Origin of the sequence: Arthrobacter sp. zg-Y238 (assembly GCF_024385525.1) — a bacterium.
In the GTDB taxonomy this organism is placed as follows: Bacteria; Actinomycetota; Actinomycetes; order Actinomycetales; family Micrococcaceae; genus Arthrobacter_B; species Arthrobacter_B jinronghuae.
In genome coordinates, this window is sequence record NZ_JANFLU010000008.1 from 141,578 (window position 1) to 158,978 (window position 17,401).

The window sequence follows — 17,401 nt, forward strand, 5'->3', positions numbered from 1 at the left end:
CGACGACGCAGAGTTCGACGACGCCGGGGCAGCCCCGGGTACGAGAGTGCGGCCGCGCAGCCCCCTGGCGGTCCGGATGCGCCCGCGCACCGTGGACGAGGTGGTGGGGCAGCAGCACCTGCTCGGCCCCGGTTCGCCGCTGCGCACACTGGCTTCGTCCGCGGACGAACGCAACCCCGCCGGACCCTCCTCGGTCATGCTGTGGGGGCCGCCGGGCACCGGCAAGACCACGCTGGCGCACGTCGTCGCCCGGGGCGCAGGCCGCAAGTTCGTGGAACTCTCCGCCATCACGGCCGGCGTCAAGGACGTCCGCCGGGTCATGGAGCAGGCCCTGACGGACCGGGACCTGCACGGCGTCACCACCATCCTCTTCCTGGACGAGATCCACCGCTTTAACAAGGCACAGCAGGACGCACTGCTGCCCGGAGTGGAAAACCGGTGGGTGGTCCTGATGGCAGCCACCACGGAGAACCCGTCCTTCTCCGTGGTTTCCCCGCTGCTGTCCCGGTCCCTGCTGCTCACACTGAAGCCGCTGACCGAGGAGGACATTGCCGCCCTGCTCCAACGCGCCGTCGAGGATGAACGGGGACTCGCAGGGCGGGTCACGCTTAGCGCTGAGGCGCTGGAGCACCTGGTCCGGCTGGCGGCAGGGGACGCCCGCCGCGGCCTGACCGCGCTCGAGGCCGCCGCCGGCGTCGCCTACTCCGAGAAAGCGGACGGCGACGACATCCCGGAAGTCACGCTGAAGCATGCCGAAGAGGCACTGGACGTCGCCGCGCTGCGCTACGACCGTGCGGGGGACCAGCACTACGACATCACCAGCGCGTTCATCAAGTCCCTGCGCGGATCCGACGTCGACGCCGCCCTGCACTACCTGGCCCGCATGCTGGAATCGGGGGAGGACCCGCGGTTTATTTCCCGGCGGCTGATCATCTCCGCCTCGGAGGACGTGGGAATGGCGGACCCGACGGCGCTGCAGACCGCCGTCGCGGCGGCCCAGGCCGTCCAGCTGATCGGCATGCCCGAAGGCCGGATCATCCTGGCCGAGGCCGTGGTGCATATTGCCACCGCACCGAAATCCAACGCTGCCTACAACGGCATCAACGCGGCCATCGCCGACGTGCGGGCCGGGCGCGGGCAGGGCGTTCCATCCCACCTGCGCGATGCCCACTACCCGGGCGCGAAGCAGCTGGGGCACGGCAAGGGGTATGTCTATTCGCATGATTCCCCGCACGGCGTCGCACGCCAGCAGTACGCGCCGGATGACCTGGTTGGAAAGAACTACTACGAACCCACCGGCAACGGAGTGGAGCGCGACATCTCCGCAAGGCTGGAGCGGCTGCGGGGAATCATTCGGGGCGAGAAGTCCTGACCTGCCCCGGCTGCTCCTGCCGGCGGGCGCCGCAGTGCGTGTTAGCATTGATGGTTGACTGGCAAGCCGGTTGTCGATTTCGACACCCTCGGCTGTAGCAGACGGCAGCGGTTGGCCGGAGCTCTCCCTAATGGAGGCCAGCATATTTCGCAGCAGTCACGGCACGTACTACCGCCGTGGCCAAACCGCCAAACAGTGAAAGGTGAACGTGGCTAACAACACACGTGCACGCCGGCAGGCACGCGCATCGCGCGCCCTCGGCATTGCTTTGACCCCCAAGGCAGCAAAGTACTTCGAGCGTCGGCCTTACCCCCCGGGTGAGCACGGCCGCGCCCGTCGCAAGCAGGACAGCGACTACGCCGTACGTCTGCGTGAAAAGCAGCGTCTGCGCGCACAGTACGGCATCCGCGAAGCACAGATGACCCGTGTCTTCGAAGAAGCCCGCCGTACCGCCGGCCTGACCGGTGAAAACCTGATCGAACTGCTCGAAATGCGTCTCGACGCACTCGTACTGCGTGCCGGCTTTGCCCGCACGATCGCCCAGGCCCGCCAGCTGGTTGTGCACCGTCACATCATGGTTGACGGCGCCCGCGTGGACCGTCCGTCCTTCCGCGTTTCCGAAGGCCAGCTCATCCACGTGCACCAGCGCAGCGAGACCATGACGCCGTTCCAGGTTGCCGCAGCCGGCGCCCACCGCGACGTCCTGCCCGCCGTTCCGGGTTACCTCGATGTTTCCCTGGACAAGCTGCAGGCACGCCTCGTGCGTCGCCCGAAGCGCTCGGAAGTCCCCGTGACCTGCGAAGAGCAGCTCGTGGTGGAATACTACGCACGCTAATAACGGAAACTTTTCCGTTTACTGTTCAGCCCGCGGCCTTGTGCCGCGGGCTGTTCCGTTATCCGGGGCCGTATTCCTCCTTTCGTGGCGTACACGGCAAAAGTAAGTGCCGCGGCGTTGCAGTAGGTAAGGTACATAGCGGAGTCTTTCGCCGTATCCAGGCGGGACCTTCCGGGCAGATCCGGTCACGGTGATGCGAACCACAAATTTTTGCGCAAGAAGGAGTCCCATGTCGGGTGGAGATATAGCCGGTCTGATCGCGGCCGGTGTGTTTGCCGTATTGGTCGCGTTGCTGGCCGTTCCCGTCTGGAAACTGGGGAAGGTCTTTGACGAGATGCGCGGCGCCATCCGTACGCTCAGCGAGGAGACCACTCCGCTGATCGACGAGGTCACCACAACGGTGTCCACCACCAACCAGCAGCTGCAGAAGGTGGACGGCATCTCCTCGAATGTTTCGGACGCATCGGCCAACTTGTCCGCTCTGTCCTCCCTGGTGGCCGCCACCGTGGGTTCCCCGCTGATCAAGGTCTCGGCATTCAGCTACGGCGTCCGTTCCGCCCTCGCTTCCCGCAGGACCGTCGGCCGCGGCCGACGCAGCCGCTAAGCACACCAACAACTACAGGAGCCAGCCATGATCAAGCGCGTATTTTGGATGTCCATTGGCGTTGCCATCGGCGTCATCGCCGTCCGCCGGGTATCCGAAGCCAAGACCAGCCTGAGCCAGGCGGGGATCAACCGTGCGGTGGATTCCGCAGCAGGTGCCGTGCAGAGCTTCGCCGAAGCCCTGCGTGAAGGCATGGGCCAGCGCGAGGGCGAGCTGCGCGCCGCCCTGGGCCTGGACAACTCCGACAACGTTGCCGAAACGCTGAGGTCCACGCGCCGCTAAGCGGCCGGCACTTCTTCGTCACTGGCAGCACAGCATTACGCACGCAGTTCCACCTGCATGCCGAAACACCATTACCGGAAGGGTATAGAAGCACCATGAAGTCCCACGAGATTGCACGCCGCTGGCTGGATTACTTCAGCAACAAGGGACATACGGTGGTGCCCTCGGCGTCGCTCGTCTCCAACGATCCCTCGCTGCTGTTCACCGTGGCCGGCATGGTGCCGTTCATCCCTTACCTCACCGCCCGCGAAAAGGCGCCGTACAGCCGGGCAACCAGCGTGCAGAAGTGCATCCGCACCGCGGACATCGAAGAAGTGGGCAAGACCGCCCGCCACGGCACCTTCTTCCAGATGGCGGGAAACTTCTCCTTCGGTGACTACTTCAAGGAAGAAGCGATCACCTACGCCTGGGAACTGCTGACCTCCGACGTGGAGAAGGGCGGTTACGGGCTGGACCCGCAGCGGCTCTGGGTCACCGTCTATGAAGACGGCGACGAGCGCGACGACGAAGCACGCGCCATCTGGCGGGACAAAGTCGGTGTTCCGAATGAACGCATCATCGGGACCGGCAAGGCGGACAACTACTGGAACACCGGACAGGCCGGCCCGGGCGGCCCCTGCTCCGAGATCTACTACGACCGCGGCCCGGCCTACGGCCAGGAGGGCGGCCCGGCAGTAGACGAGACGCGCTACATCGAGATCTGGAACCTGGTCTTTATGCAGTACCAGCTCTCCGCCGTGCGCTCCAAGACGGACTTCGACGTGGCCGGCGAACTGCCGCAGAAGAACATCGACACCGGCCTCGGCCTTGAGCGTCTGGCCATGATCCTGCAGGGCGTGGAGAACATGTACGAGACGGACCAGGTCCGTCCCGTGCTGGACAAGGCCGCCGAGCTCTCCGGCAAGACCTACACCAGCTCCGAAGACCCCTCGGACCCGCACCACACGGACGACGTCCGGATGCGCGTGGTTGCCGACCACATCCGCTCCGCCCTGATGCTGATTTCGGACGGCGTGAGCCCCTCCAACGAAGGCCGCGGCTACGTGCTGCGCCGCCTCATCCGCCGGGCCGTGCGTGCCATGCGCCTGCTGGGCGTGGACACCGCCGTGCTGCCCGAACTCCTGCCCGTCTCCCGCGACGCCATGAAGGGTACGTACCCCGAGGTTGAAGCGGACTTCGCCCGGATCAGCCGGATTGCCTACGCCGAGGAGAAGGCGTTCCTGCGCACCATCGCCTCCGGCACCGAGCGCCTGGAAGAAGCCGTCAAGGTGTCCAAGGCTGCCGGAGCTCCGCTGAGCGGCGAAGAAGCGTTTGCCCTGCACGACACCTACGGTTTCCCCATCGACCTCACGCTGGAGATGGCCGAGGAAGCGGGACTGAAGGTCGACGAGGCCGGATTCCGCTCCCTCATGTCCGAGCAGCGCAAGCGCGCCCAGGCAGATGCCCGCGGGAAGAAGCACGGGCACGCCGATATGTCGGTGTTCAACGAACTGCTGGCCGCCGGCTCCACAGTGTTCACCGGCTACGACGAGCTGAAGACCGAATCGAAGGTCCGCGGCATCATTTCCGGGGACTCCCGGGTGGAATACGCCGGGCAGGGTTCGGAGATTTCCCTGGTGCTGGACTCCACCCCGTTCTACGCCGAAGCAGGCGGACAGGCCGCCGATACCGGCCTTATCACCGGTGACGGCTTCGTCCTCGAGGTGCAGGACGTCCAGCGCCCGGTCAAGGGACTGAGCGTACACAAGGCGATTGTCCGCGAAGGCGAGATCGCTGCCGGCGCCAACGTGCTGGCCGCCGTCGACGCCCAGCGCCGCCACGAAGCGGAGCAGGCGCACTCCGGCACGCACATTGTGCATGCCGCCCTGCACCAGATCCTCGGCCCGGAAGCGCTGCAGCGCGGCTCCTTCAACAAGGCCGGCTACCTGCGCTTCGACTTCTCCTGGGGCGAAGGCCTCTCCGACGCCGCGAAGTCCGAAATCGAAGAGGTCTCCAACCTCGCGATCCGCAGCAACTACCAGGTCGAGACCAAGGTCATGTCCCTGGCGGACGCCAAGGCCCTGGGCGCCACCGCACTGTTCGGCGAAGCCTACGGCGACACCGTGCGGGTCGTGGAAATGAACGGCGACTGGTCCCGCGAACTCTGCGGCGGTACACACGTGGCCTCGACGTCCCGCATCGGCAGCCTGACGCTGCTGGGCGAGCAGTCCGTGGGCTCCGGCAACCGCCGGGTCGAAGCCTTCGTGGGTATGGATGCCTTCCGTCACCTGGCCGCAGAGCGGGCACTGGTGAACGAGCTGTCCGAGATGCTCAAGGTCCCGTCGGCGCAGCTCCCGGACCGCCTTGCCGCCACCCTGGCAAAGCTGAAGTCCACCGAGAAGGAACTCGAAAGGCTGCGCCGCGAGCAGCTGTCCGCTTCCGCTGCCGCCCTCGTAGGCACTGCAGTTGACGTTGACGGCGTCCGGCTCCTGGCACACAACGCCGGCGAGGTCGGGGGAGCGGATGATCTGCGCACCCTGGCCCTCGACCTGCGTTCCCGTCTGGGCAGCGAGCCCGCAGCGGTGGCTGTCGCAGGCGTCTCCAACAACCGTCCCGTAGTGATTGTTGCCACCAATGAAGGCGCCCGCGGCGCCGGCGTCAAGGCCGGTGCACTCGTCAAGGTTGCGGCCGGCGTGCTCGGCGGCGGCGGCGGCGGCAAGGACGACGTCGCCCAGGGCGGCGGCTCCGACGCAGGCAGGATCGGAGATGCCCTCACGGCCATCCGCGAAGCCGTGGCCGGGCGGAGCTGACTTGAGTGGTCTGCACGGGGTGAAGCTGGGCGTCGACGTCGGCCTGGTCCGGGTCGGCCTCGCAGCCAGCGACCCCGACGGCGTCCTGGCCATGCCGGTCAGGACGCTGAAGCGGGACGCGAAGAAGAACAGTGACATCCGCGTGGTGGTCCGGGAGGCTGCGGAGCGGGGTGCCGTTGAAGTGTTTGTCGGCCTGCCCCGCAGCCTGGGCGGCGGCGAAACCGCCTCCACGCAGATGGCACGGGACTACGCGCAGGCGCTGGTCCGCGCCCTGGCCGACGCCGGCCAGGAACAGCAGGTGCGGCTGGTGGACGAACGCCTGACTACGGTCTCCGCGCACCGTTCCCTGCGCGAAGCTGGAATGAACAGCCGGAATCACCGTACAGTGGTTGATCAAGCGGCCGCTGTGGCTATTCTGCAGCAGTCTATTGACACACAACGATCCCTGAACCGGGACGTAGGGGAGCTGGTTACACTGCGCCGGCCGCGCCGCGAGAGCGGCGGGGTGCCGGCCCCGACTGAGGAGTTCGACATTTCGCAGGACATCGAGCGCGAAGGCGGTAATACGCCGTGAGCCACAGATATCCCGATTACCCGGCCATGGCGGAGCCAGACCGCAGGCCCGGACAGGGCGGCAGTGATGAACTCCCCGTGGGTGTGTTCTTCGAGGAGCCCGCGGACCTGCCCAGCCGCAGGAGCCAACGGCCGAGCCGTGAAAAGCAGCGCCGCCGCCGTCGCCGGACCATCATCATGGTCACCGTGCTGGCCGTATTTGCAGGGGTGATTTTCGGCCTCATTATGTTCCTTCGGGACCTGCTTGGCATGAACGAGATCCAGGACTACGAGGGTGCCGGCAACGGCACCGTGGCCTTTACCGTTGCAGAAGGTGACGGCCCGTTGCTGATCGGCGGAAAGCTCGAAGCCGAAGACATCGTCGCCACGTCCAAGGAATTCGTCAACGCCTTCACCGCCCAGTCGGACGGACGGGAAATCCAGCCCGGTACGTACGAAATGAAGTACCAGATGTCCTCCTCGGCCGCCGTGGATGCCTTGCTCGGGGACGGCGGCAGCCAGGTGCATTACGCGGCCGTTGCACGCGACCTGCGCCAGAGCGAGGTCTTCGAAGTCCTGAACACCTCCACCCGGATCCCGCTTTCGGAGTTCCAGGCGCTGGCCGCGGACCCGCAGCAGTTCGGCCTGCCGGAGGAAGCAGTAAGCCTAGAGGGCTACCTGCATCCGGGCGAATACCGGTTCGACGTCGAAAAGGACGCCACCGAGATCATTACCGAGATGGTGGATAACACCTTCGCTGAACTCGAAGGGGCCGGTATTACCGATCCCGCCGAGCAGTACCGGATCCTGACCAAGGCCAGCATCATCCAGGCCGAGGCCGGGGAGGCTGACTACGGCGCCGTCGCCGGCTCCATCGAGAACCGGCTGGGCCCGGACAACAAGGAAACCAACGGGCTGATCCAGTCCGATGCCACGGTGACCTACGGTCTGAACCGCAAGAGCTACGAACTCACGCCGGAGGAAAAAGCGGACAAATCCAACCCGTACAACACCTATGCCAACCCCGGCCTGCCCGTCGGTCCCATCGGTTCCCCGAGCCGGGAGGCCATTGAGGCAGCGGCCAACCCGGATGACGTCCCGTATTACTACTGGGTCACCGTCAACCTGGACAGCGGCGAAACCAAGTTCTCCTCCACCCTCGCCGAGCACGCCAAGTACGTCGAGGAATACCAGAACTGGTGCAGTACCCAAAAAGCCGGGCGGTGCGGTTAGGGGTGGATAGCACTGCGCGGCGCGCAGCCGTGCTGGGGCATCCGATCAGCCATTCCAGGTCGCCCCGGCTGCACCGGGCTGCATACGCCCATTTGGGTTTCGACTGCAGCTACGAGGCAATAGACCTTCGCGTTGAGGAGGCCGCGGGATTCGCGGCCTCCCTCCGCGGGCAGGCGGGCTGGACCGGTCTGTCCGTCACTATGCCGCTGAAGGCGGTCATGGTGGCGCAGATGGACGAAGTCGAGCCGCTGGTGAAGGCACTCGGGGTGCTGAATACAGTGACCTTCTCCCTGACGGGATCCCGCACGGTCCTGACCGGCCACAATACCGACGTCGCAGGCATTGCCGGCGCGCTGCGGTACGCCGGAATCGGTGCCCGGCCCCGCGCCGTGGTGCTGGGTGCGGGCGGAACGGCGTGCGCGGCCATTGCGGCCCTCGCGCAGCTGGACGCGTCCGAAACTGTGGTCTGTGCCCGTCGGTTCCCGGAACCCGCCCCCGGCCAGGCCGGGGTATTAGACGCAGGCCGCGCAACCGGCGTTGCTGTCCGCCCGCGCCCGTGGGAGGAGGCGGCCGAGGCCTGTGCGGCTGCCGACGTCGTAATCTGCACGCTGCCGCCGCACGGCGCCGACGGCCTGGCAGAGGACATCGCCGAAGTCCGGGATGGTGCCATCCTCCTGGATGCCGCGTACGACCCATGGCCAAGCCGGATCGCGTCCGTCTGGTCCGGGTTCGGCGGAACGGTGGTGCCGGGCATCGAGATGCTGCTCTACCAGGCCGTGGAGCAGGTAAAGCTGTTTACCGGGGAAGCCTTCTTTGACGAACCCGGCGTCACAAACGCCATGTGTGACGCCGTGGGAATCCCGCGGCGCTGAACGCCCCCGCCGGGCATGGCAGTATTGAAAGCATGTTGCGTTGGTTGACCGCCGGTGAGTCCCATGGCCCTGCATTGGTCGGAATTGTTGAAGGTGTCCCTGCCGGAGTGGAAGTGGACAGCACCCTGATTTCCGCTGCACTGGCCCGCCGCCGCCTCGGCTACGGCCGCGGCGCCCGGATGAAATTCGAACAGGATGCGGTACGCATCCTCGGCGGCGTCCGCCACGGCAAAACCCAGGGCGGGCCGGTGGCCATCGAGATCGGCAACACCGAGTGGCCCAAATGGGAACAGGTGATGGCTGCGGATCCGGTGGATCCGGCAGTCCTGGCCGACTCTGCCCGCAACGCGCCCCTCACCCGCCCCCGTCCGGGGCATGCTGATTTCACCGGCATGCAGAAGTACGGTTTTGACGAAGCCCGTCCCGTCCTGGAACGTGCCAGCGCCCGGGAAACCGCGACCCGCGTGGCGCTTGGCGCCGTCGCCTCTGCCTTCCTGAAGCAGCTGGGCATTGAGCTGGTCAGCCATACCGTGGGCATTGCCGGCGTGATGGCGCCCGGGGACTCGGCGTTGCCGCTCCCGGCCGACGTCGACGCGCTCGACGCCGATCCGATGCGCTGCTTCGATGCAGGCGTCTCGGCCGCCATGGTTGCCGAAGTCGATGCCGCCCACAAGGAGGGCGAAACGCTCGGGGGAGTGGTGGAGGTGCTGGCCTACGGGCTGCCGCCGGGACTGGGCAGCTACGTTCACTGGGACCGCCGGCTCGACGCCCGGATCGCCGGTGCCCTGATGGGTATCCAGGCCATCAAGGGCGTGGAAGTAGGGGACGGTTTCCTCACTGCCACCCGCCGCGGTTCCGCCGCGCACGACGAAATCCTGCAGGACGCCGAGGGCCGCGTGGTCCGCTCGGGCAACCGCGCCGGCGGCATTGAAGGCGGCATGAGCATCGGGGAGCTGCTGCGGGTACGTGCCGCAATGAAACCCATTGCCACCGTGCCGCGGGCGCTGCGCACCGTTGACGTAAGTACCTCCGAACCGGCCCGGGCCCACCACCAGCGGTCGGATGTCTGTGCGGTCCCCGCTGCCGGTGTGGTTGCCGAAGCCATGGTGGCGTTGGTCCTGGCCGAAGCCGTGATCGAGAAGTTCGGCGGCGATTCCGTGCCCGAAACCGCCCGGAACCTGCACGCCTACCTGGCCGCCATCCCGCAGCCGCTGGAATCCGCCGGTACCGATGTCCTCTAGGAACGGCAGGTCCAGGGCGCTCGACCGGCACCTGGTCCTGATGGGCTTTATGGCAGCCGGGAAATCGGTGGTCGGCCGCGGGTTCGCGGCCCGCCAGGGGATGCCGTTCCTGGATACCGACGAGGCCGTAGTGGCACGCTACGGCCCCATTGCCGGTATCTTCAGCGCCTACGGTGAGCACTATTTCCGGGAGGTCGAGGCGCGGACCGTTGCCGCGGCGCTCGAAGCCCGGGTGCCCACGGTCATCTCGCTGGGCGGCGGAGCCGTACTGGACTCGGGGACGCAGCAGTTGCTCAGCGGCGCCACTGTAGTGTTTCTGGATACGGACCTTGCCACAGTGCTTCCGCGGATCACCCGTGCAGGCCACCGTCCACTGCTCGCACCGGACCCGGTCCGGCGCTGGCAGGAGCTGGCGGACATCCGCCGCCCCATATACGAATCCCTGGCCGACATCACCATAGACACCAGGGGACTCACCGTTCCGGCCATTATTGACCGGCTGACTTCCGTCCTCATCAAAGGAGAAGACTAGATGCCCTCCGAACCCACGATCATCCCGGTGACCGGCTCCAATCCCGCAGAGAACTACGACGTCGTCGTAGGCAACGGCCTGCTTGGCCGGCTGCCGGACATGCTGGGTGAGCGCGTGCGCCGCGTCCTGGTCATCCACCCGCGCGCCCTGCGTACGACCGGCGATACCGTACGCGACGAACTCGCCGCCACGGGCCTGACCGCCGTCACCGCCGAGATCCCGGACGCCGAAGAGGGCAAGCACATCCAGGTGGCGTCCTTCTGCTGGCAGGTCCTGGGCCAGAACGATTTCACCCGGTCCGATGCCATTGTCGCCGTGGGCGGCGGAGCCGTCACCGACGTGGCCGGCTTCGTCGCCGCCACCTGGCTGCGGGGCATCAAAGTGGTGCACATCCCCACGTCCCTGCTGGGCATGGTGGATGCGGCCGTGGGCGGCAAGACGGCCATCAACACCGCCGAGGGCAAGAACCTCGTGGGCGCCTTCCACCCGCCGGCCGGGGTGCTGGCGGACCTGGACGCCCTGGCCACCCTGCCGAAGAACGAACTGCTCAGCGGCATGGCCGAGGTCATCAAGTGCGGGTTCATTGCCGACCCTGCCATCCTGGACCTGGTCGAAGCGAACCCGGAGGCAGTGGCCGACGGCGCTTCCGACGTCGTCCGCGAACTGGTGGAACGCTCCATCGGGGTCAAGGCCGAAATTGTCTCCTCGGACCTGCGCGAATCCGGCCGCCGGGAATTCCTGAACTACGGGCACACCCTGGGCCACTCCATCGAGCTGGCGGAACGCTACCAGTGGCGGCACGGCGCGGCGGTATCCGTCGGCCTGGTCTTCGCCGCGGAACTGGGCCGGACGGTGGGCCGGCTGGATGACGCCACGGCGGACCGGCACAAGGAAATCCTTTCCTCGCTGGGGCTTCCCGTGACCTACCGCAAGGACCGCTGGTCTGCCCTGCTGGACGGCATGCGCCGGGACAAGAAGTCCCGCGGGGACCTGTTGCGCTTCGTGGTGCTGGACGGACTGGCTAAACCGTCCATGCTCGAGGTCCCGGACACCTCGCTGCTGTTCGCGGCCTACCAGGAGATCGCCTCCGAGCCGCAGGGCGGAATCCGCCTCAGCCTGTAGGTTCTGCGCGAGCGGGTAGAATAGTCGACGGACTTGAATAAAACGTACTTTGACTAACGAACGTACTTTGATTAACGACTGACTAACAACGGAAGAGAAACTGTGGCGACGACCAACGACATCAAGAACGGCACCGTGCTGAAGCTTGAAGGCAACCTCTGGAGCATCATCGAGTTCCAGCACGTGAAGCCGGGCAAGGGTGGTGCGTTCGTCCGTACCAAGATGCGCAACGTGACTTCGGGCAAGGTAGTGGACAAGACGTTCAACGCCGGCATCAAGGTCGAGACCGCCACCGTGGACCGCCGCGATTACCAGTACCTGTACCAGGACGGCGAAGACTACGTCTTCATGGACACCTCCGACTTCGACCAGCTCACGGTCCCCGGCAAGATTGTCGGTGACAACGCGAACTTCATGATGGAGTCCATGATGGTCACCATCGCGATCCACGAAGGTTCGCCGCTGTACATCGAGCTGCCGCCGTCGGTCACCATGGAAATCACCTACACGGAGCCGGGCCTGCAGGGCGACCGCTCCACCGGCGGCACCAAGCCCGCCACCATCGAGACCGGCTACGAGATCCAGGTGCCCCTGTTCCTGGAGCAGGGCACCAAGGTCAAGGTTGACACCCGCACCGGCGACTACCTGGGACGCGTTAACGAGTGAGTGCACGCAGTAAAGCACGGACCCGGGCACTGGAGGTCCTTTTCGAAGCCGAACAGCGTTCGGTTTCTGCCTTCGATGCCATTCGGGCCCGCCGCGAAAAGACCGACCAGACCATCAACCCCTACACCATGGACCTGGTGGAAGGCGTGGTTGCGATGCAGGAGCAGATCGATGAGTTCCTGAGCACGTATTCGCAGGGCTGGACGCTTGATCGCATGCCTTCGGTGGACCGCATCATCCTCCGCCTGGGCACTTGGGAACTTCTCTACAACGACGACGTTCCCGACAAGGTGGCCATCAGCGAAGCCGTGGAATTGGCGAAAGCGCTCTCCACGGACGAATCCCCGGCCTTCATCAACGGCCTGCTCGGACGGCTGCAGGAACTCAAGCCGTCCCTGCTGGCCTAGCCAGGATCCAAACAGCCAGAAAAAAGACCGGCCCCGCGGGGCCGGTCTTTTCTGCGTCTCAGGCGTTTCCAGTTGTTTTCAGCCGTTTCTACCGGGGCTGCAGGGCCTGCCCGGCCAGCATGGTGGTCCGGATGCCGGTCACTTCACCCAGCAGGGTCCGCTCGTACTCCATATTGGCGCTGACATCCCGGCCGGAGGCGATCTGCTGCCGGGTCAAGGCCAGGCGGGTGGCCCGCCGGATGAATTCCTTCATGTGCGGTGCCGCCCCGGCGGCCCGGGCCCAGCCCATTGCCTGGCGGCGGCCGGCACCGGTGGCCAGCATCCTCACTTCTGCAGGGGTGAACCAGCCCGCCGTGGCGTATTCGGAGAGCCGTCGCAGGGTCAGGCGCTGCTCCGCGCGGCGCAGCAGCCATACGCCGGTGACCGCCGCCCCGAAGAACGGGACCTGGAGCAGGAAGTAGAAGAGGAAGAAGTCCCCGAAAAACAACGCGGGGCCGCCGTTCCACAGCATGTGCCCCAGCATGGCCGGAATCAAGCCGAGCACGAAGGCCGGCAGGATCCACGCGTTGCCCGCACGCCGCGCCGCCAGGCCCAGGGCGAGCCCGGTGCAGGCGGTGAACAGGACATGCGCAAAGGGCGAGAGCAGCCCGCGGAGGATGAAAATAAACCCGAGCTCGTACACCGTTTCCGGGCCGGCCGTCCGCAGCGCCGACCCGAAGTAGAGGATGTTTTCCGTGAAGGCGAACCCCGCTGCCACGGCGGCGGCAAACACGATGCCGTCCACCGGCCCGTCAAAGATCCGCCGTCGCACCAGCAGCAGCAGGAGGATGCCCAGGCCCTTGGCGATCTCCTCCACCACGGGAGCCTGGACCACCGCGCCCAGCAGGTCCGCCGAGCCGTAGGGGACCAGCTCCAGCAGGGCATACGTGAAGTACGGGCCAACCAGCAGGGCGATGGCCACTGAAACCCCGGCGCCCCAGAGGAAGGAGAAAACCAGGCTGCTGCGCGGTTCCGGTTCCCACCGGTCCACCCACCAGATACCCAGCACACAGATGCCCAGGGGAACCAGCGCGAGGAGCCCGCAGATAATAAAGGCCGGCGGGCCGAGGCCGTCGACCAGGTACATGCCCACCCAGGCCAGTGCTACGGCGGAGAGCGCAATCAGCACTACGGTGGCGGCCAGGCCCTTGTCCCGGCGTGGTGCCGGAGGGGACCAGAACGCCTGGACGGGTGCGGCGCCGTCGGCAGGGCCGTAGCCCGGAGGGGCTGGATGCTGCTGCTGGGCGGGGAAGATACCGGGTGCGCTCATGCGCTGGGCCTGCTCATAGCAGACAGGATAGTTGCAGCGCGGCACTTACCGTCACACACAGCGGGCGGCGGCGTGGCCTGTGATAGCTTGGTGCCGCATTCAACCTTTAAGTTCCGTCCTGTGAGGCGGGGAAGGAGGAAGCGAATATGACGGCCAAAGATGCCATTTCCAGCCGTACTGTTTTGTCTTCAGCTGACATTGACCGCGCCCTGACGCGTATTGCCTATGAGATCCTCGAGGCCAACAAGGGCCCCGAAGACCTGGTCCTGATGGGGATTCCGCGCCGCGGCTATCCGTTGGCCCAGCGCCTGGCCGCGAAGATCGCGGCGGCGGCCCCCGGCGTCGATCCCGCTGCCATCACCGGCCAGCTCGATGTCACCATGTTCCGCGACGATCTCGCCCGCAGGCCCACCCGGCCGCCCTACGCCACCCGCGTCCCGGTCACCGGCATTGATGACAAGGTGGTGGTGCTGGTGGACGACGTCCTGTATTCCGGCCGCACCATCCGCTCCGCGCTCGATGCCCTCGTGGACCTGGGCCGGCCGCGCATCGTCCGGCTGGCGGTGCTCGTGGACCGCGGCCACCGCGAACTGCCCATCCGCGCTGACCACGTGGGCAAGAACCTGCCCACCGCTTCCATTGAACAGGTCCGGGTCCGGCTGGCCGAAAGCGACAGCTCGGCCGCAGGCGGGCCGGCCACAGACGAAGTGGTCATCGAGGGCATTGCATGAGGCACCTGCTGTCCACGCTGGACCTTGGCCGGGATGACGCCCTGGCCATCCTGGATACGGCGGAGCAGATGGCCGCGGTAGGGGAGCGGGAAGTGAAGAAGCTCCCGGCCCTGCGCGGCCGCACCGTGGTGAACCTCTTCTTCGAGGACTCCACCCGCACACGCATCTCCTTTGAAGCGGCCGCGAAACGGCTGTCCGCCGACGTCATCAATTTCTCCGCCAAGGGGTCGTCGGTCTCCAAGGGCGAATCACTGAAGGACACGGCACAGACGCTGGCAGCCATGGGCGCCGACGCCGTGGTGATCCGGCACGGATCCTCCGGAGCGCCCGCGCGGCTGGCCTCCTCCGGCTGGATTGATGCCGCAGTGCTCAACGCCGGGGACGGCACGCACGAACACCCCACCCAGGCGCTGCTGGATGCCTTCACCATGCGGCGGCACTGGGCGCGGCTGCACGGCACGGAATCCGCCGGCACCGACCTGGCCGGAATGAAGGTGGTGATTGCCGGGGACGTGCTGCATTCGCGGGTTGCCCGCTCGGACCTGTGGCTGCTTCGGACACTCGGCGCGGAGGTCACCCTGGTTGCACCGCCCACGCTGCTGCCGTTCGGCGTCGAGTCCTGGCCCTGCACCGTCAGCTACGACCTGGACGAGGCGCTGGCGACCCGGCCGGATGCCGTCATGATGCTGCGGGTGCAGGGCGAACGGATGCACTCGGCTTTCTTCCCGTCCGTCCGCGAGTATTCCCGCCGCTGGGGCCTGGACGACGTCCGCCTCGACCGGCTGGACGCCCTGGGCCTGACGGACACCATCATCATGCACCCCGGTCCGATGAACCGCGGGCTGGAAATTTCCGCCCGTGCCGCTGATTCGCCCCGCTCCACCGTCCTGGACCAGGTCCGCAACGGCGTCTCCGTGCGGATGGCCGCCCTTTACCTGCTGCTCTCCGGAGAGAACAGCACCCCCCGTACCCAGCAGGAGCAGACGCGATGAGCACTTCCGGCACCTATTTGATCCGCGGAGCGTCAGTGCTCGGCACCGAACGTGCGGATATCCGCATCGAGGACGGCACCATCACCGCCGTCGCCCCGGCGCTGCCGGTGCCCGAGGGCGCCCTCGTGGTGGAGGCGGAGGGCCTGATCGCCCTGCCCGGCATGGTGGACCTGCACACACACCTCCGCGAACCCGGCCGGGAAGACGCCGAAACGGTGGAGACCGGCACCCGTGCCGCAGCGCTCGGCGGCTTCACCGCCGTGCACGCCATGGCCAACAGCATGCCGGTCGCAGACACCGCCGGCGTGGTGGAACAGGTCCTGAGCCTGGGGGAGCGGGCCGGCTGGGTGGATGTGCGTCCGGTAGGGGCGGTCACCGTGGGCCTCGAGGGCCGGCAGCTTGCCGAACTCGGCGCGATGGCCGATTCCCGCGCCCGGGTACGCGTGTTTTCCGACGACGGCAAGTGCGTCTCGGACCCGGTGCTGATGCGCCGTGCGCTGGAATACGTGAAGGCATTCGACGGCGTCGTTGCCCAGCACGCCCAGGAGCCACGCCTCACCGAAGGCGCGCAGATGAACGAAGGGGAAGTCAGTGCCGTCCTCGGGCTGGCCGGCTGGCCCGCCGTCGCCGAGGAATCCATCATCGCCCGCGATGTCCTGCTGGCACGGCACACAGGCTCCCGCCTGCATGTCTGCCACGTCTCGACCGCGGGGTCGGTGGAAATTCTCCGCTGGGCCAAGGAACGCGGCATCCGGGTCACCGCCGAGGTCACCCCGCACCATCTGCTGCTGACCGATGAACTGGTGCGGACCTACGATCCGGTCTACAAGGTGAACCCGCCCCTGCGCACCGAAGCGGACGTGCAGGCGGTCCGCCGCGGCCTCGCCGACGGCACCATCGACATTGTCGGCACCGACCATGCCCCGCACCCCAGCGAGCACAAGGAAGGCGAGTGGGCGACGGCGGCCATGGGCATGACCGGCCTGGAGACGGCACTCTCGGTGGTGCAGCACGCGATGATCGACACGGGGCTGATGGACTGGGCAGGTTTCGCCCGCGTCACCTCTGCGACACCAGCGCTGATCGGCCGGGTCCCGGGCCAGGGCAGGCCCCTGGCCGCCGGCGAACCGGCCCACGTCATATTGGTGAACCCGTCTGCGCGAAGAAGGGTCGACCCTTCTAAGATGGCTAGCAAGGGACGCAACAGTCCGTTTGCCGGACTGGAACTGCCCGGTGGAGTCGAAACGGTTTTCTACGCCGGCCACCCCACCGTCCTGAACGGCAGACTGAACACGCCCCACCCCGCTGCCGCAAAGGAATCCTGATGGAACTGGTCTTTTTCTTCCTGGGCCTGGCCGCCCTTATCGTCGTGGTCCTGGGTCTGTTCGCCCTGGGCTGGCGCGGCCGACGACGCCGCCAGCAGGACACGCCCCGCCCCCGGCCCCTGCCGGACGAGCTGTCCGATCCGGGCTTCCAGGCGCTGGGCCAATACGTCGCCACCACCACCGCCGGTGACTGGCTGGACCGCGTGGCGGTTTACGGGCTGGGCGTAAAATCCAACGCCACCGCCGCTGTTTTCCCCGAAGGCGTGCTCTTTGCCCGCTCCGGCGCCGACGACCTCTGGATTCCGCGGCAGGATCTGCACAGCGTCCGGCTGGAGCGCGGCATGGCCGGAAAATTCGTGGAAAAGGACGGACTGGTCATCGTGACCTGGCAGCTGGGACCCAAGCGCGTCGACACCGGCTTCCGCACCCGCTCCGCGGACGAGAAGACACCCCTGGTCCGCGCCATTACTGAACTTCTGCCGGAATCGGCCACCCCTAGCGAGGAACAACTGTGACAGTGCACGAAATCATCAATCC

The 17,401-nt window shown here is 66.7% G+C and carries 18 protein-coding genes; 17 read left to right on the plus strand and 1 reads right to left on the minus strand.

The features are described 5' to 3' along the window. The first annotated feature begins 76 nt into the window (after positions 1 to 76). The 13 genes from NNX38_RS08355 to nusB all read left to right on the plus strand — a co-directional run bounded on the left by NNX38_RS08355 (position 77) and on the right by nusB (position 12,507). Positions 77 to 1,372: a replication-associated recombination protein A gene (locus NNX38_RS08355; protein WP_370646400.1), complete on the plus strand. Its 1,296-nt coding sequence runs from the start codon at positions 77 to 79 to the stop codon at positions 1,370 to 1,372. 208 nt (positions 1,373 to 1,580) lie between these two features. Beyond that, positions 1,581 to 2,207: a 30S ribosomal protein S4 gene (rpsD, locus tag NNX38_RS08360; protein ID WP_104054795.1), complete on the plus strand. Its 627-nt coding sequence runs from the start codon at positions 1,581 to 1,583 to the stop codon at positions 2,205 to 2,207. A 229-nt stretch (positions 2,208 to 2,436) separates the two neighbouring features. Next, positions 2,437 to 2,811: a DUF948 domain-containing protein gene (locus NNX38_RS08365; protein ID WP_229951780.1), complete on the plus strand. Its 375-nt coding sequence runs from the start codon at positions 2,437 to 2,439 to the stop codon at positions 2,809 to 2,811. Positions 2,812 to 2,838: 27 nt separating this feature from the next. Further along, positions 2,839 to 3,093, plus strand: coding sequence for a hypothetical protein (locus tag NNX38_RS08370; RefSeq protein WP_227921347.1), 255 nt, complete (start codon positions 2,839 to 2,841; stop codon positions 3,091 to 3,093). Positions 3,094 to 3,188: 95 nt separating this feature from the next. Beyond that, on the plus strand, positions 3,189 to 5,882 hold the full coding sequence (alaS, locus tag NNX38_RS08375; protein WP_255797573.1) for an alanine--tRNA ligase: 2,694 nt from the start codon (positions 3,189 to 3,191) through the stop codon (positions 5,880 to 5,882). Between the two features lies 1 nt (position 5,883). After that, positions 5,884 to 6,456 carry a Holliday junction resolvase RuvX gene (gene ruvX / locus NNX38_RS08380; protein WP_255797574.1) on the plus strand — a complete coding sequence of 191 codons (573 nt, stop codon included), beginning with the start codon at positions 5,884 to 5,886 and terminating at the stop codon, positions 6,454 to 6,456. Continuing rightward, positions 6,453 to 7,667, plus strand: a complete 1,215-nt coding sequence (gene mltG / locus NNX38_RS08385) for an endolytic transglycosylase MltG (RefSeq protein WP_255797575.1) — start codon at positions 6,453 to 6,455, stop codon at positions 7,665 to 7,667. The genes ruvX and mltG overlap by 4 nt, the downstream gene beginning before the upstream one ends. Before the next feature lie 2 nt (positions 7,668 to 7,669). Beyond that, positions 7,670 to 8,539: a shikimate dehydrogenase gene (locus NNX38_RS08390; protein ID WP_255797576.1), complete on the plus strand. Its 870-nt coding sequence runs from the start codon at positions 7,670 to 7,672 to the stop codon at positions 8,537 to 8,539. 32 nt (positions 8,540 to 8,571) lie between these two features. Next, the gene (aroC, locus tag NNX38_RS08395) at positions 8,572 to 9,780 is read left to right on the plus strand and encodes a chorismate synthase (RefSeq protein ID WP_255797577.1); all 1,209 of its coding nucleotides are present in this window, start codon (positions 8,572 to 8,574) and stop codon (positions 9,778 to 9,780) included. Further along, positions 9,770 to 10,312 carry a shikimate kinase gene (locus NNX38_RS08400; protein ID WP_255797578.1) on the plus strand — a complete coding sequence of 181 codons (543 nt, stop codon included), beginning with the start codon at positions 9,770 to 9,772 and terminating at the stop codon, positions 10,310 to 10,312. The genes aroC and NNX38_RS08400 overlap by 11 nt, the downstream gene beginning before the upstream one ends. Then, positions 10,313 to 11,434: a 3-dehydroquinate synthase gene (gene aroB, locus NNX38_RS08405; protein ID WP_229951787.1), complete on the plus strand. Its 1,122-nt coding sequence runs from the start codon at positions 10,313 to 10,315 to the stop codon at positions 11,432 to 11,434. It abuts the gene before it with no gap. Positions 11,435 to 11,536: 102 nt separating this feature from the next. Then, the gene (efp, locus tag NNX38_RS08410; RefSeq protein WP_227911484.1) at positions 11,537 to 12,100 is read left to right on the plus strand and encodes an elongation factor P; all 564 of its coding nucleotides are present in this window, start codon (positions 11,537 to 11,539) and stop codon (positions 12,098 to 12,100) included. Continuing rightward, complete coding sequence (nusB, locus tag NNX38_RS08415; RefSeq protein WP_227921364.1) at positions 12,097 to 12,507, plus strand: transcription antitermination factor NusB; 411 nt, start codon at positions 12,097 to 12,099, stop codon at positions 12,505 to 12,507. The genes efp and nusB overlap by 4 nt, the downstream gene beginning before the upstream one ends. An 88-nt stretch (positions 12,508 to 12,595) precedes the next feature. On the opposite strand, the gene NNX38_RS08420 is transcribed toward nusB, so the two are convergent. Then, entirely contained in the window at positions 12,596 to 13,816 is a 1,221-nt protein-coding gene (locus NNX38_RS08420) for a PrsW family intramembrane metalloprotease (protein WP_255797579.1), read from the minus strand. A 146-nt stretch (positions 13,817 to 13,962) separates the two neighbouring features. On the opposite strand from NNX38_RS08420, the gene pyrR reads away from it, so the two are divergent. Genes pyrR through NNX38_RS08440 form a run of 4 tightly spaced genes read left to right on the plus strand, consistent with a single transcriptional unit; the run spans position 13,963 to position 17,379 of the window. Then, on the plus strand, positions 13,963 to 14,547 hold the full coding sequence (gene pyrR, locus NNX38_RS08425) for a bifunctional pyr operon transcriptional regulator/uracil phosphoribosyltransferase PyrR (RefSeq protein WP_255797580.1): 585 nt from the start codon (positions 13,963 to 13,965) through the stop codon (positions 14,545 to 14,547). Then, positions 14,544 to 15,539 (plus strand): aspartate carbamoyltransferase catalytic subunit, encoded by a 996-nt coding sequence (locus tag NNX38_RS08430; RefSeq protein WP_255797581.1) that lies wholly within the window; start codon positions 14,544 to 14,546, stop codon positions 15,537 to 15,539. Before pyrR ends, NNX38_RS08430 begins: the two co-directional genes overlap by 4 nt. Continuing rightward, positions 15,536 to 16,864 (plus strand): dihydroorotase, encoded by a 1,329-nt coding sequence (locus NNX38_RS08435; protein WP_255797582.1) that lies wholly within the window; start codon positions 15,536 to 15,538, stop codon positions 16,862 to 16,864. Before NNX38_RS08430 ends, NNX38_RS08435 begins: the two co-directional genes overlap by 4 nt. Continuing rightward, the gene (locus NNX38_RS08440; protein WP_255797583.1) at positions 16,864 to 17,379 is read left to right on the plus strand and encodes a hypothetical protein; all 516 of its coding nucleotides are present in this window, start codon (positions 16,864 to 16,866) and stop codon (positions 17,377 to 17,379) included. Before NNX38_RS08435 ends, NNX38_RS08440 begins: the two co-directional genes overlap by 1 nt. Positions 17,380 to 17,401 lie beyond the last annotated feature (22 nt).